The sequence below is a fragment of the Streptomyces sp. NPDC046870 genome (genome assembly GCF_040704595.1).
Classification (GTDB): Bacteria; Actinomycetota; Actinomycetes; order Streptomycetales; family Streptomycetaceae; genus Streptomyces; species Streptomyces argyrophylli.
Window position 1 is genome coordinate 12,202 of record NZ_JBEYXM010000010.1, and the last position, 14,496, is coordinate 26,697.

Here is a 14,496-nt window from a genome sequence, read left to right on the forward strand (position 1 = left end):
GGCGGATCGCGGCACGGCACGTGAGGGGCCGAGGGCCAAGGCGCCCGGCGCTGCCCAGCGGACCGGCCCGAGGCCGGTGCGAAGGGGGCGACCCGCTCCAGCAGCCCGTGTGACGCCGACCGGGGCCGGCCGGCGTCGCCGCACGCCGTGTGTCCGGATCCGTGGGACATGCGTCCGTTCGGACGCTTCTCGCCGCAACGTCGATCAGGGAGCGTGGAGCTGGGCCGGAAGCGACAGACGCTGTGAACCTTTCCCTTTTGGAGGCACGATGCCCGAAACGATCGCCGGGATCACGGTCCCGGACACCGCCCTGGTCCGCGAGGCCACCGAGCTGGTGCGCCAGTCCGCCGACGACACGCTGTTCCACCACTCCCGCCGGGTGTTCCTCTGGGGGATGCTCAAGAGCGCCGCACGGGGACTCCGGGTGGACCCCGAGCTCGCCTACGTCGGCGGCCTCTTCCACGACCTCGGGCTGACGGACGACTACCGCACGAAGGACCGTCGCTTCGAGCTCGACGGCGCCGAGGCGGCGTACACCTTCCTGCGCGACCACGGCCGAAGCGAGGAGGAGGCGCGGAACGTCTGGTTGGCGATCGCGCTGCACACCACACCGGAGATTCCCCTCCACCTCGCTCCCGAGGTCTCCGTGGTGACGCTCGGCGTCGAGACCGACGTCCTGGGCCTGGAACTGGAGCAGATCACCCCGGAGCAGCGTGCCGAGGTCGTGGCCGCCCACCCGCGGCCGGATTTCAAGAACCGCATCCTGAAGGCCTTCCACCATGGCATGGCCGACCGGCCCGACACGACCTTCGGGACCATGAACGACGACGTCCTCGCACACTTCGACCCCGGCTTCCAGCGCAAGGACTTCGTCCAGATCATCCGGACGAACGCATGGCCCGAGTGATCCGGCCCTCGGCCCGAGTGACCTGGACCGCAGCCGGCACACCCGATCAGGGAACTTCCCGCGGACGTGCCGACCAAGGAAAGGAGCCGTCAACCGCATGGCGGTCCACCGTGTTGCCTTCCTCGTGTTCGACGGTGTGAAGATGCTCGACGTGTCGGGCCCCGCGGAGGTGTTCGCCGAGGCCAACACCTTCGGTGCCGGCTACTCGCTGTGCTATGCGTCGCCGTCCGGCAAGCCGGTACGCACCTCGATCGGCACGCGTCTGCCCGTGGACTCGGCCGCGGCGGACCTCGACGTCGACACACTCGTCGTCTCGGGCGGGGATCTCCTCGTCACCGATCCGATCCCGGCCGATCTGACCGAGGCCGTGCGGCACCTGCGCGCCCGCGCCCGCAGGCTCGTGTCCATTTGCACCGGCTCGTTCGTCCTCGCCGCAGCGGGCCTGCTCCCGGGGCACCGCGCGACCACGCACTGGCGCCACGCCCGGCTGCTCGCGCGCGCCTACCCGGACGTGCACGTCGAGCCCGACTCCCTCTTCGTCGAGGATCGTGGCATCTTCACCTCGGCCGGTGTCACCGCCGGTATCGACCTCGCGCTCTGTCTGGTCGAGCGGGACCACGGTGCGGATCTGGCCCGCGAGGTCGCGCGCGGTCTGGTGGTGTTCATGCAGCGCCCGGGAGGGCAGTCCCAGTTCTCCGCACCGCTCGAGGTGAGCGCGCCCCGCACGCCTGCGCTGAGAGCGGTCACCGACCTGGTCTCCGCGCAGCCCGCACTCGACCACAGTACGGACTCGCTGGCCGTCCTCGTCGGTGTCAGTCCCAGGCATCTGACCCGGCTGTTCAACGCCGAGCTCGGCACGACACCGGCCAGGTTCGTCGAACGCGTACGGCTCGACCACGCGAAGGCGCTGCTGGAGGCCGGTCACAGCGTGGCCGCGAGCGCCCGAGCGGCCGGATTCGGCAGCCCCGAGACGCTGCGGCGCACCTTCGTGGCCCGGCTCGGTGTCTCACCGGGCCACTACCGAGCCCGGTTCGCCACGACGCACTCAGACCCCCGCCGAGCCCGGACACCGGCCGCCGGCCGGAGCACCGGCCTCGCGGACCCGCCGTAAGGAGCTCCGAGAGTGGTGAGGACGACCGGCGTGACGGCGCCCGAGCGTCTGGGGCAGGTGCGGCTGGCCGACGGACGCACGATGGGGTGGGCCGAGTGGGGCCCGGCATCGGGGGTGCCGGTGCTGTTCTGCGGTGGTTCGGCAACCGGCCGATGGCTGGGAATGAGCGGCGAGGCCGTGGCAAGGGCCGGCGTGCGCCTCCTGGCCGTCGACCGGCCGGGACTGGGTGTGTCCGACGCGACGCCCGGGTGGACCCTGGCGGACTGGGCCCGCGACGTCCGCGAGTTCGCTCTTGCCCGAGGGCTGGACGGCCTGGCGGCCATCGGCTATTCGGTGGGCGCACCCTTCGCGCTCGCCTGCGCCGCGGCCGGGGCGGTGATGGGTGCGTCCCTGGTCTCCGGGACGGACGAACTGGCCCATCCTGGGTTCGCGGGCGCACTCGAACCAGAGGCCCACGTGCTGGTGCGTCGTGTGGCGGACGATCCACGGGCCACCGAGCGGATGCTGTGCGGCGCTGCCGGGGCGGAGGCGCTGTTCGAGGTGGTGACGGATGCCGCCGGGGACGGCGACGGGAACGTGTACGGAGATCCCGCTCTCCGGCGGGCGTACCGTCGTGCCCTGGCGGAGGGATTCGTACAGGGCGCCGCGGGGTACGCACGCGAGACCGTGCTGGCCATGACGCGTTGGCCGTTCGATCCCGGCGCCGTCTCGGTCCCGATCGACCTGTGGTACAGCCGACGCGACACGAATCCGTTCCACTCGCCCGACCACGGGGCCTCCCTCGCCGCCCGTATCCCCACCGCACGGCTCCACACCCTGGAGGATGCGGGAACGGCGCTCGTGTGGACACACCCGGACGAGATCCTCGCTTCGCTGTTGAGCCGCACCGGCCGCGGGGTGACCTGACGCACGGCCGGGCCGTCCGGTCGACGAGCCGGTCACTCTCCCTTCGGTCGAGGGGTCGACGAGGGTCGGGCGCGGCGGCGACGATGCTGTCGGTAGGGACGCCGTGGTGGCTACGGGGCAGCGGCCGGCCGAGGGCGATGACGAAACGGGGCGTCCACGCCAGGCGCGCGACTACCGCCGGCGGAACAAGACGCTCCGCCGAGTCGGCGCCGGAGGGTGGCCGGCCGGCGAGGCGGCGGGACAGCCCGCAGCACCACAGGGCGGACCGTGCCGTTGAGGCCCCGCAGGTCCGGGTCGTGCACCGCGTACCCGCACCGGATCACCCCTGCGGTGGGCCGGCAACCAGCGATCTGCCGGCGTAGTTCGCCAGTTGTGCCCGCAGCTCTTCCTTCGGCACACGCTCCTCTCCGGCCAGGTGCTCGACGAGGTCGCACACGCGACTGTAGCGAGCGTGATCATGGAAATGGCACACGATGTGGCTGGCACGCATCGACCGCAGGATCGCGCAGCTGGTACAGCGGCAAACCGAACAGGAACGCGGCCGGGGGGCGAAGCCGGCACCGCCGGACTGGATCATCGAACTCGGTATCGGAGTCGGCAAGCCGCCCGTGCAGGTCCACCGGGGCACCTGCTCCATGGCAGGCAAACGACACCATCCCGTCGGCCCGGACGAGTCCCGCCGGCTGCTGGCCGACGGCACCAGCGCGTGCAGCCACTGCCGCCCCGACACCGCCCTCGGCATCGCCGGCTTAAACGCCGTTTCTTATGGCTCTGGTGAGGGCTGGGCGGCCTGGGGAAAGCCCAACTGGTCCAGCAGCACGCTGAAGAGGTCCTCCGCAAAGGTGTCCCGCGAGCGCAGTAGCTCTTCGATCCCGGACTGCTGCACTGTGGCCGGGATGCCAGCCGCTGCAGCCCAAACGAGGGCGCCTTCAGCGCCGGCTGGAACATCCACCTCGAGCTCCGCGCGCTTGCGCCTCACAGCCTCGTTGAACTCGGGTGTACCCACCCACAGGCTCGCGTCGTCCAGGTCCTCTGGTTCCTCGGTGAGGAGTGCCGCAGCGTTGTCCAGATTGAGCCACGCCTGCCAACGCTGCCCGTTGGTTCCCAGCCCGGTCACGAGGGCAATATCGCTGTCGAAGACGTCTGCGACGCAGGCCGGTGCGCCGGTCCATCCGACCAGGGCGGACAGGTAGGCGTCCTCCCATAGTCCGTGATCGAACTGGAGGGTCTGCCAACCACCCGGTCGCGGCCACCACGCATGCACGGTGTCCTTCAGCTCGTGGCTGATGCTGTTGAACACGGGTGCTTCCAGCAGCGGACGCTTGCTACGGGCAAAGACCAGGTGACCCGAGAATCCCACGGACCCTCCTCCTTGGAGACGTTGCGCGCACCTTACGGGCTGCCACCGACACAGCAGGCCTGGGCCCGCTCAGCTGCTGAGTCGGCGGTAGCCGATGAGGGCGGCAGCCATGTCGACGAAAGCGAGGAGGTGCTCGGCCTTGCGCTCGTAGCGGCGGTGCAGGCATCGGCATCCGGCGAGCCAGGACACGGTTCTCTCGACGACCCAGCGATGACGGCCCAGGCGTGTCGAGGACTCGATGCCTTTGCGAGCGATCCGGTGGCGGATGCCCCTCTTGCGCAGCCAGCGCCGCAGGTGGTCGTAGTCGTATCCCTTGTCGGCAGGGAGCTTGGCGGGACGCCGGCGACGCGGACCGCGACGGGAACGGATGGGCGGGATCCCGCGGACCAGCGGCTTCAGACCGAGGCTGTCGTGCATGTTGGCACCGGAGACGCCCAGCGACAGAGGCAGTCCGTTCCGGTCTGTGATCAGGCGGATTTTCGATTCCGGCTTGCCGCGGTCGGGCGGATTCGGTCCGGTCAGCGGCCCCCTTTTGCCGCCCGCACGCTGACGGAGTCGATCGCGCACCGCGACCAGTCCAGCTCGCCTCTGGCACCGAGCTCGTCCAGGACGACCCGGTGCAGCCTGGCCCGGACCCGCCGGACCCGCTCCCGGCTCCACTGGGCGAAGCGCCGGTAGACGGTGGGCCTGGCAGGGCCGAACACCGGCGGCAGCTGCCGCCACGCGCAGCCCGACATGGCCACGAAAATGATCGCCACCAAAGTCTCGCGATCCCCGGCCCGTCGCCGACCACCACCCTGCGGGCGTCTCACCTCCGTTGCCGGCACCACCTGCCGAAACAGCACCTATAACTCGTCCGGCACCAACCGCTCAACCAGATACGTCATGCACGGTTCAACGAACCATCACGCCATAAGAAACGACGTCTAAGAATGGGTCCCTGTGGGGTCGAGCAGTGCCTCGATCTTTGACGCTCCTCCCCGTGCCAGCCACGTTGGGAAGTCCATCAGAGCCGGGTGCTGCGCCCGCAGCACCGGGATGTCAGCCTGCCAGCCGCAGAAGGAAAACGTGCTGCCTGTCAGCTCACCCCCGGAGTCCCCCTCGATGAGCTCTGTATGGGCCGCTGGAAGCGGAAGGGGTCGGCTGACGGCCCGGCTGATCGCGGCGACGATCTGGTCGAGGGTCAGTTCATCACCGGCCAGTTCGATCGCCTTGCCCAGGTACTGCTGAGGGTTGCCGAAAGCGAGAGCCGCGAAGGCACCGATGTCCTCCAGGGCAATAAGCTGGACGGTGGCATTGAAAGGAATGGTCCTGAGGAGTGCGTGCTCACCATTCACGCCGTATGTCGGGTCGGCGTGATTTTCCATGAACATGACCGGCCGGAGAATCGTGGCAGGGATACCCAGCGCACGAATGTGCTGCTCAACCTGCCACTTGATCTCCCAATGCGGGATTCCGGTGCCCCGATCGGCGCTGCCGACAGACGCATACACGAGGTGCTGCACGCCTGCCGCTTGTGCGGCTTCTGCCACGTTCACCCCTCGCTGCAGCTCGTTTTCGGAGAAGTCAGGCGGAATGAGAGCTGGCTGGACGCTGAAGACCCCGTAAGCCCCCTCGACGGCGGCATGCAGGGACGCGCGGTCGTCCATGTCACCTCGAACAAGCTCCGCTCCGCGCCGCGCGAGGTCCCGCGCGGCGCGACTCTCCGGATCGCGAACTAGCGCTCTCACATGCCATCCGGCATCCAGCAGATGCCATGCAGTGGCACCACCCTGCTGCCCGGTAGCTCCAGTGACGAGCACGGTGTTGTTTGCCATGGACATAAAAGGCCTCCGATGGTCGAAGCGCAGCTGGGAGTGGTATCCACTCGAACTGGCAGAGTAACGGAGCACTGCTCCGCATTGTGAACCTTACGGAGCACCGCTCCGGTAGTCAAGGAGCACCAACCCGCACCAGCACGCCCCATCCGCCCGCCAGTTGACGTACCGGAGCGCCGCTCCGTAGCCTGCTCACTACCGAAGCATCGCTCCGGTACGTACTGGTGGCGTGCCACCGGATGTCCGACGAGTGCGCCTCTCACGGCGGCGCCATCGACCGAATCGGCCCCTCAGCGACGGCTCCGCACAGAGCCCGCGGAAACTGTGGGCACCTCATCCGCACCGCGGCTTCGGACGTCCCTTGCCATAGCCGGCTCGCGGACACAAGTCATCCTCAGAAAGGACTTTGCGCATGTCCACTTCGCCCACAGGCACGATGAAGCATTTCGGCTCCCGTGCCGCAGGTACCGATGAACGGAGTGTTCCCTCACCCGCCCACGACACCGGGGTGCTGCTCTTCCGTCTGGCCGTCGGCCTGACAATGGCGGCCCACGGGGCTCAGAAGCTGTTCGGCTGGTTCTCCGGTGGGGGCGTGAAATTCTGGGGGCAGTTCTTCGCGTCCGTGGGCTATCCGTCCGGTAGGACCATGGCGGTCGTGGCTGGATTGAGCGAGTTGCTCGGTGGCCTGGGTCTCGCGCTGGGGCTCCTGACCCCGCTTGCCGGAGCGGCAGTCGTCGGCACCATGGCCAATGCGATATCCGTGAAGTGGGGTGGTGCTTTCTTCGCCCCGAAGGGTGTGGAGTACGAACTCGTCCTTGCTGCGGGAGCAGCCGCCCTGGCCCTTAGCGGGCCGGGCTCCTTCGCAATCGACCGCTACCTGCCAGGCGTGCGCTCGCATCGGCTCGGCTACGGCATCGCCGCTCTGGCCGTCGGCGCACTTGCGGCCGCGATCACCTTGCTGGTTCGCAACTGATTATCGACTGGATTTCTGCGAAGTGGGGTCCTGTCCGACGGGTGGGGCGCCCCGCGCAGACGCCAGCGAGTTCTTGCCCCACCGGCTGCCCGCCCAGCTGGGTTCGCCACGCCCCAGGAATTGCCCGGCACCAGAATGGGCTGCATGAGCGACTTCGTCAGCCGCCGCCACCTGATCCTCCTCCGCGGCGCCACGGCCGAACCGTCCGGCGAAGGCGATCGCGAACGTCGGCTCGCCCACCGCGGCCGCCAGCCAGCAAGACGGCAGGCAGGCGGGGCCAGACGCCGGCCTCGGTCCAGTCTCGCAGCCGGCGCCAAGCCGTCACACCGGAGCAGCCCACGGTCTCCGCGGGACGTCGCGCCAGGCACACCGGTCCGCAGCACGTACATGACGCCGGCGAGTGCCACGCGGTCCGGAACGCGCAGCCGCCCGGGATAGCGGTGGCGCCGTTCGGGAGCAGGCGGCAACAGCGGAGCAACCCGCTCCCACAGGTCGTCAGGAACAAGATCAGCACGCGCCCCTGGACACACCGCCGACCAAGATCGTCGAGCACAAGACCCGCAGCTCAGCCCATCCTGGAACGATCAGTTAGGTGCCGGAGCCTCCGATGCAGGCCATTCACCAGGCGCCGGCGTGGGCGCTGCAACGGTCGACTTCGCGGCGCCTGGTGGAATTTCGCCCGCCACGCTGCCGGAACGAGCGAGCAAGGGCTGGAGACGCTGTATCAGGCTGCCTGACGGTTGATGAAGCCGTACCGCGGGGCGGCGAACCCCGCTCTGGTGCGCGCGGCGCTCGAAGCCGATGAGGATCTGCCGGAAGGGCCGGACTGCAAGGGCATGGTGCATCTGGTGGCGGCGTTCGGCTGGGGCGCGCGGAAGAAGTCGTAGCCGATGCTCTGGCCGAAGCATTCGCCTCCTTCGGGACGTTCGGCCTGACGGTGGAGGACTGGGCGCAGATGCTGGGGACAGCGGAGGGCCTACTGCGTCGGCTGAACTTCGCCCGGCACCCAAAGCCGTCCCCGTAGACCGGCGATCCGCTACCTCAGCACCTATGACCAGCGAAGCGGCCGCCCGCACCCAGCGGCCGGCCGCGAGTCAGACCCGGCGGCAGGCACCCGCGTCTGTCCGCCGCGTCAGGCAGCGCTGAACTCGTGAGCGGGGTCACCGCGCCACTGAACCCATTGCGGGGTCCCCCCTGATAGTGAGTACCGGCCCGCGGGCCTGGGCCGACCCGGCCCAGGCCCGTCCAGCCCAAGCCCTTTCGTTCCCGAAACCGGTTGCGTCCTCAGAATCAGTCGTCTTCCGGAGCCTGTTGCGTTCCGGAGCGCCACTCCGTATATTCGGAGCAGCGCTCCGGAAATGTTGGATCGCTCTCCGCCCGGCCAGGCATCGCCCGCGCTATCGCGCTCCCGTGCGTGACGGCGACCATCGAGCCGCTGCCCGGACACGCCCTCCCTGACGCGCCCGGGCTGTCTCGACCTCACTCAAGGACCACAGTTGAATTCTTTTGCGCTTCGCGCAGGTATGTTGTTCGACGGATACACGGTGTCCGGGCCCGCGACCGTACACGTCCGCGGCGACCGCATCGTGCGGGTGGACCGCACCGAAGCACCGCCGACCGACGGTGACACCAGCGTCATCGACCTCGGTCCGGATACCACCCTCATGCCGGGCCTCATCGACAGCCACGTCCACCTGGCCTTCGACGCCGGCCCCCATCCCGTGGCCTCACTCATCGCGATGGACGACGAGGACCTGCTGACGCACATGCGTGCTGCCGCGCAGTCCGCCCTGCAAGCAGGCATCACCACCGTGCGCGACCTCGGCGACCGCAACTACCTGTCCCTCCAACTCGTGCGGGAACAGGCGGACCGACCGGAGTCCGGCCCGGAGATCCTCGCCGCGGGACCCCCCCTGACCACTCCGGGCGGCCACTGCCACTTCTTCGGCGGCGAGGTGGAGGGCACCGAGGCCCTGCGTGAGGCCGTGCGCGAGCGGCACGCCCGGGGTTGCGCCGTCGTCAAGGTCATGGCCAGCGGCGGCACCATGACGCCCGACAGCGTACCGCCGCACGCGTCGCAGTACAGCCGCGAGGACCTGCGTACCGTGGTCGACGAGGCGCACCGGCTCGGCCTGCCCGTGGCCGCCCACGCGCACGGCGCCCAGGCCATCGAGGACGCTCTCGAAGCCGGCGTCGACAGCCTGGAGCATGTCACCTTCCTCAGCCCCACTGGCGTCGACCCGGTTCCCGGCATCATCGACGCCATCGCGGCGAGCGACACGTTCGCCAGTCTGTCGCTCGGCCTGAGCCCCAAGGCCCTGGTGAACCCGCCCAAGGAGCTCGCCCTGCACAGGGACAAGCTCCAGGCAACCAACCGCGAACTGCACCAGCGGGGCGCCCGGGTAGTCCTGGGCTCGGACGCCGGCATCGCGCCGTTCAAGCCGCACGACGTCCTGCCGTACGCCGTGATCGATCTGACCGGCCTGGGCATCTCCCCGCTGGACGCCCTGAAGTCCGTCACGAGCCTGGCCGCCCAGCTCTGCCGGATGGAGGGCCGCAAAGGCCACATCACGGCAGGCGCCGACGCGGACCTGCTCGCGGTTCGGGGGAACCCGGCCGAAGACCCCAAGGCCCTGCTCGACGTCGAAGCGGTCTTCCGGGCCGGCGTCCGGGTTCGCGGGCAGTGAGCCACCCGGCAGCCGAGTCACGGCCGGCTGCGTCCGGCGTACGGCGCCGCACTTCCCCTCGCGAGTGCGCGGGCACCTGCCGGTCGCGGACCCGGTGAGTCCCCGCACGGCGGTCGGCGCCCCGCTGGCGTCGCGACCGAGCAAGACCGAAGGAAGCCCCCAGCATGCACGTGTGAGTCAGGACGACGAGTCGGCCAAGGAGGCAGTCGGCGCACTCGTCACACGGCTCGGCTACGCGGGAATCGACGTCGGCGGACTGGTCGAAGGCGCGAAGATGCACGCTCCTCGCAACGGCCCGCTCATCATCCGGACTTCATCCAATGTGAACCCGCATCCCTGCCCCGCCCCGATGTCCTCGACCCCGCGGTCCCTGGCCTTTCCATTTCCACTTCCCCCAGGAGATGACGCAGTGAGGCAGTTCATTTTCGACCGGTTCGGGGAGCCCGCTGAGGTTCTCCGGCTGGTGACCAACGCCCACGTACCGGAGCCCGCCGCAGGCGAGGTGTCGATACGTATCACCAAGCGGTTGCTGCACCCGGGCAACGTGGCCCTGATCCGCGGCACCTACCCGGTCCCGATGCCACCCGGCGGCATGTCGCTCGGCGTGGACGGGGTCGGCACCGTCACCGCGACCGGCGAGGGCGTCGACGCCTCGGCCGGACTGACCCCCGGCACACGCGTGGCCTTCTTCCCCGGCACGGGCGCCTGGAACGAGGTCGCGGCCGTCCCGGCAAACTGTGTCTTCCCGATCCCGGACGACATCCCGGACGACCTCGCCTGCGTCTCTCTGGCGAACACCGTCGCGGCGCTCCTCATGCTCAGGGCCATCGAGAAAGCGGCGCCGGGGCGTGCCGGTGTCACGACGCCCATTCTGCTGACGGCCGCGGGCTCCTCGTTCGCCAGGGCACTGATCACGCTGGCCCTGCGGCGCCAACTGCGACTGATCGGTGCGGTCCGCAGCCGCACGGGCGCCGACGCGCTGTCCGAGCGGTTCCCGGGCCTGCCCATCGTCACCACCGAGGACGCTGGCTGGCGGGAAGAGGCACGGACATTGTCGGACGGCGAGCCTTGCGAGGTCATCGTCGATCCCGTAGGCGGCGCGTTGGTGACCGATCTGCTCGGCCTCCTCGCCGACGGCGGCACGCTCGTGCTCTACGGCGGCCTCGCCGAGGAGCCGATCAGCGTGCCGTCGCTGCACGTCGTCTTCCGCGGTATCACCTTGCGAGGAGTCTCCTCCGCCCGGTGGCTGGCGGACACGACACGGGAACAGAGCCTCACCGACGTCGCCGATGTCTGGGAACTGCTGCGGACCGCCCCGGGAACGTTCCCGGTCGCGGGCGAGTTCGACCTCGCCGATCTCGCGGCGGCAGTCGAGTTGCTCGAGAAGCCGGGAAGCGTGGGCGGTGTCATCCTGCGCTCGGACACCGACGCCGCGCACTGACCCATGGGGCCGGCCATCGGCGATCACCATGGGTGGCTGGGCATCGATATCGCAATACGCGTGCGACGGGTCTGCTTCAGCGAGGCTGTGACCCTCCTCCGAGCACCGGCATGCTCAGAGGGGCCATGGCCGTACGAGCGACAGCCGCCGCGTACCGCTGTACGGCGGTCACCGCGCCGCACTCGGCACCGGTCACGGTCATCGACCGCGGTCGGCCAGTCCGAACATCGCCGTGGTGAGCAGGCGGGCGATCAGGTCGGAGGATTCGACCGACCGTTCGGCTGCCCAGGCGAGCCCAAGGACGAGCGCGATGACCTCACTGACGGTCACGTCGGAGCGAACCGATCCGTCCTGCTGCGCACGCTTCAGCAACTGTCCTCCCGCGGAGCGCATACCGGCACAGGAGGCGTGCAGCCCCGAGGTCTCGTCCGCCAGGGCATTCATGATCGACTCTGGCAGTCCTTGGTAGGTGGCCGATCCAGCGGCCAGTTCCCCCAACCAGGTCAGGAGTGCCTCGCCGGAGTCGGGTGCGGCGAGCAGGACGTCGGCCCGGGCACGCAGTGCGTCGAAGTTGGAGTTGAGTAGGGCTTCGAGCAGTGCCTCACGGGTCGGGAAATGCCGGTAAAGCGTCCCGATGCCCACGCCCGCGCGCCGGGCGATGTCACGGAGCGACGCATCCGTGCCGTGCTCGGCGACAGACTCCCGCGCGGCGGTGAGCAGCAGGTCGCGATTTCGCCGCGCGTCTGCCCGGAATGCCTGAGTCACGATCAGCACCTCACACGTTTAGGACTGGTTGATTTTCGGAGCGGCGCTCCGTATGTTCGGACTCGCCCATTTTACCGGAGCGGCGCTCCGAATGGCCTACACAGAGCCTCGGCAGGTGCCTGACCGGACGCCGGTCCGCACTGCGCGCAGGCCGGTCGCCCTCCGCCACCGACGGGGACGCCTCCGCCGCTTCCATTGCCCCCTCGACCCCGTGCCGGGCCATCCGCCAGCCCCCTCCTCGCCTCCGATGCGTCGCGCCACGGGAACATCCAGCCCGGGAGCCCACACGGAAGGGACGAGAAACCCATCACACCGGTGGCACCTCCACCACTGCCCCGCCTTTCCCCCCAAGGAGCACCTCATGACTTCTCCGGCAGCCCAAGTCCTGTCCCGCCCCTTCACCCTGGGACGACTGACCGTGCCCAACCGGATCGTCATGTCCCCCATGACCCGTTCATTCTCACCTGGCGGAATCCCCGGCGAGGACGTCGCCGCCTACTACGCCCGTCGTGCGGCGGCAGGCGTGGGGCTGATCATCACGGAAGGAACCTACGTCGACCACCCCTCGGCCGGCCTGGACGCCGCCGTGCCCCGCTTCCACGGGGAGGAGCAGCTCGCCGGCTGGAGCAGGGTGGCCGACGCTGTGCACGCCGCGGGCGGATACATCGTGCCGCAGCTGTGGCACACCGGCATGGTGCGCGAACCGGGGCAGCCGCCCTTCCCCGACGCGCCCGCGATGGGCCCGTCCGGTCTGACCCTGACCGGAGAGGAGGGACGCGGACACATCATGACCCGCCGGGACATCGACGACGTCATCGGCGCGTTCACGCAAGCGGCCTCGGATGCCGAACGGATCGGTTTCGACGGGATAGAGATCCACGGGGCGCACGGGTACCTGATCGACCAGTTCCTGTGGGCGCACACCAACCGCCGTACGGACGAGTACGGAGGCGACGCCATACAAAGGACGCGGTTCGCCGCCGAGGTCGTGGAGGCCGTCCGTGAGGTGGTGTCGGCGGACTTCCCGGTCATCTTCCGTTTCTCCCAGTGGAAGGCCACCGACTTCGAGGCCCGACTCGCCTCCTCCCCGGACCAGTTGCTTGCCGTGCTCGCTCCGCTGGCCGACGCCGGAGTCAGCGCCTTCCACGCCTCGACGCGACGCTACTGGGAGCCGGCGTTCGAAGGGTCCGGCCTCAGCCTCGCGGCGTGGGCGAAAAAACTTACCGGCAAGGCGACCGTCGCCGTCGGCTCGGTCGGCCTCAACGCCGACCTCCTCGCGGGCAGTGCCACGGCCGCGGGGCTGGAACCGCTGGTCGAACGCATGGCCCGCGACGAGTTCGACCTGGTCGCGGTGGGCCGGGCGCTGCTGGCGGACCCCGAGTGGGCCAGGAAGGTACTGGCCGGCCAAGTCGACGACTTCGTGCCGTTCACGCGCGAGGCCGAGAAGACGCTCTTCTGACCCTCGCTTTCCTCTGCCCATGGGTTTCCCCGTTCACCGAAGGGTCGGCCTGTGTCCGTACAGCCGCGCCCCGGCCCTGGGTGGCGTTTGCAGCCGACCTTGTGATCGAGCCCCACGTTGGGCTTTGTGTGCGTGGGCCAGCAAGGGGGCACCCCGCTGTGTGCGTTGTGCATGCCCTCCGGGCAGGGTGTCGCGGCCGGTCCCCGAGTCCGGTCGCACACTTACGGGCGCCGGCCCCGGAACGCCTGCCCGCCCGCGCAAAGGGGGACGGCTACCGCCCCCCGGCTGATTCAGCCACGCGCGTAGGGAGGGTGGGCCGCCCCCGCACGAGGCGACCCACCCCGGCATCAGCTACCGCCGCGCGAGGTCAGTCGCGGTGTCCACCGCGGTGGTCACCGCCGTCACGCCCGTGGGCGACTCCGACCCCGCGGCGACGATGCTGCCGTTCCTCCGTCGGGCCCGCGCCGCCGGTGTGCGCCGCACGGTGCTGCTCAGTTCCTCGGCCATCCCCGAAGGCGGCCCGGCGGTGGGGGCGGTGCACCGGGCCCTGCCCGGTCTGTTCGACCAGTGGGCGGTTCTGCGGCCCTCGTGGTTCATGCAGAACTTCACCGGCCCGCACGTCCACGCCCACAGCATCCGTGAGGAGGGCGTCGTCCGGACCGCTACCGGGAGCGGCCGGGTCGCTTTCGTGGACGCCGAGGACATCGCGGCCGTCGCCGTCCACGCCCTGACCGACGAGCAGGCACCCAACACCGATCTCGTCCTCACCGGACCGCAGGCGCTCGGCTACGACGACATCGCCGCGATCATCACCGAGGTCACCGGTCGGCCCGTGGTCCACCGCAACCTGTCCTACGAGCAGTTGCGCGATCGCTTCGCGGCGCGGATGCCGACGGAGTTCGCGGCCATCCTGGCGGGCCTGGACCGCGCCATCGCCGCAGGGGCGGAGGACCGCGTCACCGACACCGTCCACCGCCTCACCGGGCGCCCCCCGCGCACCTTCCGCGCCTTCCTCGAGAGGGAGACGCCACGCGGCGGCTGACGATCCAGGACGATCAGCGGTCCCGAGT

At 69.8% G+C, this 14,496-nt stretch carries 14 protein-coding genes and 2 pseudogenes; 10 read left to right on the plus strand and 6 right to left on the minus strand.

The window, feature by feature from the left end; genetic code table 11:
- Nucleotides 1-268 precede the first annotated feature (268 nt).
- From AB0946_RS22075 to AB0946_RS22085, 3 genes are all read left to right on the plus strand, one after another.
- On the plus strand, nucleotides 269-907 hold the full coding sequence (locus AB0946_RS22075; RefSeq protein ID WP_366762342.1) for an HD domain-containing protein: 639 nt from the start codon (nucleotides 269-271) through the stop codon (nucleotides 905-907).
- Between the two features lie 97 nt (nucleotides 908-1,004).
- Nucleotides 1,005-2,018 (plus strand): GlxA family transcriptional regulator, encoded by a 1,014-nt coding sequence (locus AB0946_RS22080; protein ID WP_366762343.1) that lies wholly within the window; start codon nucleotides 1,005-1,007, stop codon nucleotides 2,016-2,018.
- 15 nt (nucleotides 2,019-2,033) lie between these two features.
- The gene (locus AB0946_RS22085) at nucleotides 2,034-2,924 is read left to right on the plus strand and encodes an alpha/beta hydrolase (protein WP_366762344.1); all 891 of its coding nucleotides are present in this window, start codon (nucleotides 2,034-2,036) and stop codon (nucleotides 2,922-2,924) included.
- 319 nt (nucleotides 2,925-3,243) lie between these two features.
- Here the strand turns inward: AB0946_RS22085 and AB0946_RS22090 are convergent, their stop codons facing one another.
- Nucleotides 3,244-3,414, minus strand: a complete 171-nt coding sequence (locus tag AB0946_RS22090) for a hypothetical protein (RefSeq protein ID WP_366762345.1) — start codon at nucleotides 3,412-3,414, stop codon at nucleotides 3,244-3,246.
- Between AB0946_RS22090 and AB0946_RS22095 the strand changes: the two are divergent.
- Nucleotides 3,398-3,652 (plus strand): annotated as a pseudogene (locus AB0946_RS22095) (DUF6233 domain-containing protein); the annotation flags it as partial. The gene AB0946_RS22090 and the pseudogene AB0946_RS22095 overlap by 17 nt on opposite strands.
- A gap of 35 nt (nucleotides 3,653-3,687) precedes the next feature.
- On the opposite strand, the gene AB0946_RS22100 reads toward AB0946_RS22095, so the two are convergent.
- The 3 genes from AB0946_RS22100 to AB0946_RS22110 all read right to left on the minus strand — a co-directional run bounded on the left by AB0946_RS22100 (nucleotide 3,688) and on the right by AB0946_RS22110 (nucleotide 6,101).
- Nucleotides 3,688-4,284 carry a hypothetical protein gene (locus AB0946_RS22100; RefSeq protein WP_366762346.1) on the minus strand — a complete coding sequence of 199 codons (597 nt, stop codon included), beginning with the start codon at nucleotides 4,282-4,284 and terminating at the stop codon, nucleotides 3,688-3,690.
- 69 nt (nucleotides 4,285-4,353) lie between these two features.
- Nucleotides 4,354-5,129 (minus strand): IS5 family transposase gene (locus tag AB0946_RS22105; RefSeq protein WP_366762347.1). Its coding sequence is split into 2 segments (ribosomal slippage): nucleotides 4,354-4,812 and nucleotides 4,815-5,129, totalling 774 coding nucleotides; the frame shifts between segments, so codons are not numbered across the junction.
- Between the two features lie 81 nt (nucleotides 5,130-5,210).
- Entirely contained in the window at nucleotides 5,211-6,101 is an 891-nt protein-coding gene (locus AB0946_RS22110; protein ID WP_366762348.1) for an NmrA/HSCARG family protein, read from the minus strand.
- Nucleotides 6,102-6,537: 436 nt separating this feature from the next.
- Between AB0946_RS22110 and AB0946_RS22115 the strand changes: the two genes are divergently transcribed.
- The gene (locus AB0946_RS22115; protein ID WP_366762549.1) at nucleotides 6,538-7,074 is read left to right on the plus strand and encodes a DoxX family protein; all 537 of its coding nucleotides are present in this window, start codon (nucleotides 6,538-6,540) and stop codon (nucleotides 7,072-7,074) included.
- A gap of 253 nt (nucleotides 7,075-7,327) precedes the next feature.
- Here the strand turns inward: AB0946_RS22115 and AB0946_RS22120 are convergent.
- Nucleotides 7,328-7,604: pseudogene (locus AB0946_RS22120) on the minus strand (transposase); the annotation flags it as partial.
- A 213-nt stretch (nucleotides 7,605-7,817) separates the two neighbouring features.
- Here AB0946_RS22120 and AB0946_RS22125 point away from each other — a divergent pair.
- From AB0946_RS22125 to AB0946_RS22135, 3 genes are all read left to right on the plus strand, one after another.
- Entirely contained in the window at nucleotides 7,818-7,961 is a 144-nt protein-coding gene (locus tag AB0946_RS22125) for a hypothetical protein (protein ID WP_366762349.1), read from the plus strand.
- 636 nt (nucleotides 7,962-8,597) lie between these two features.
- Nucleotides 8,598-9,761, plus strand: coding sequence for an amidohydrolase family protein (locus AB0946_RS22130; protein ID WP_366762350.1), 1,164 nt, complete (start codon nucleotides 8,598-8,600; stop codon nucleotides 9,759-9,761).
- 172 nt (nucleotides 9,762-9,933) lie between these two features.
- On the plus strand, nucleotides 9,934-11,202 hold the full coding sequence (locus tag AB0946_RS22135) for a zinc-binding dehydrogenase (RefSeq protein ID WP_366762351.1): 1,269 nt from the start codon (nucleotides 9,934-9,936) through the stop codon (nucleotides 11,200-11,202).
- Between the two features lie 198 nt (nucleotides 11,203-11,400).
- Here AB0946_RS22135 and AB0946_RS22140 read toward each other — a convergent pair whose 3' ends face one another.
- Nucleotides 11,401-11,967: a helix-turn-helix domain-containing protein gene (locus AB0946_RS22140; RefSeq protein ID WP_366762352.1), complete on the minus strand. Its 567-nt coding sequence runs from the start codon at nucleotides 11,965-11,967 to the stop codon at nucleotides 11,401-11,403.
- A gap of 361 nt (nucleotides 11,968-12,328) precedes the next feature.
- Here AB0946_RS22140 and AB0946_RS22145 point away from each other — a divergent pair, with 361 nt between their 5' ends.
- The gene (locus AB0946_RS22145; protein WP_366762353.1) at nucleotides 12,329-13,426 is read left to right on the plus strand and encodes an NADH:flavin oxidoreductase; all 1,098 of its coding nucleotides are present in this window, start codon (nucleotides 12,329-12,331) and stop codon (nucleotides 13,424-13,426) included.
- 436 nt (nucleotides 13,427-13,862) lie between these two features.
- On the plus strand, nucleotides 13,863-14,468 hold the full coding sequence (locus tag AB0946_RS22150; protein ID WP_366762550.1) for an NmrA family NAD(P)-binding protein: 606 nt from the start codon (nucleotides 13,863-13,865) through the stop codon (nucleotides 14,466-14,468).
- The last annotated feature ends 28 nt before the right edge of the window (nucleotides 14,469-14,496 follow it).

What these genes read in the sequence shown, in the direction of transcription:
- AB0946_RS22145 (WP_366762353.1), top strand. Translation starts at nt 12,329, where the DNA reads ATGACTTCTCCGGCAGCCCAAGTCCTGTCCCGCCCCTTCACCCTGGGA.
- AB0946_RS22080 (WP_366762343.1), top strand. Translation starts at nt 1,005, where the DNA reads ATGGCGGTCCACCGTGTTGCCTTCCTCGTGTTCGACGGTGTGAAGATG.
- AB0946_RS22110 (WP_366762348.1), bottom strand. Translation starts at nt 6,101, where the DNA reads ATGGCAAACAACACCGTGCTCGTCACTGGAGCTACCGGGCAGCAGGGT.
- AB0946_RS22090 (WP_366762345.1), bottom strand. Translation starts at nt 3,414, where the DNA reads ATGCGTGCCAGCCACATCGTGTGCCATTTCCATGATCACGCTCGCTAC.
- AB0946_RS22115 (WP_366762549.1), top strand. Translation starts at nt 6,538, where the DNA reads ATGAAGCATTTCGGCTCCCGTGCCGCAGGTACCGATGAACGGAGTGTT.
- AB0946_RS22075 (WP_366762342.1), top strand. Translation starts at nt 269, where the DNA reads ATGCCCGAAACGATCGCCGGGATCACGGTCCCGGACACCGCCCTGGTC.
- AB0946_RS22130 (WP_366762350.1), top strand. Translation starts at nt 8,598, where the DNA reads ATGTTGTTCGACGGATACACGGTGTCCGGGCCCGCGACCGTACACGTC.
- AB0946_RS22125 (WP_366762349.1), top strand. Translation starts at nt 7,818, where the DNA reads ATGAAGCCGTACCGCGGGGCGGCGAACCCCGCTCTGGTGCGCGCGGCG.
- AB0946_RS22150 (WP_366762550.1), top strand. Translation starts at nt 13,863, where the DNA reads ATGCTGCCGTTCCTCCGTCGGGCCCGCGCCGCCGGTGTGCGCCGCACG.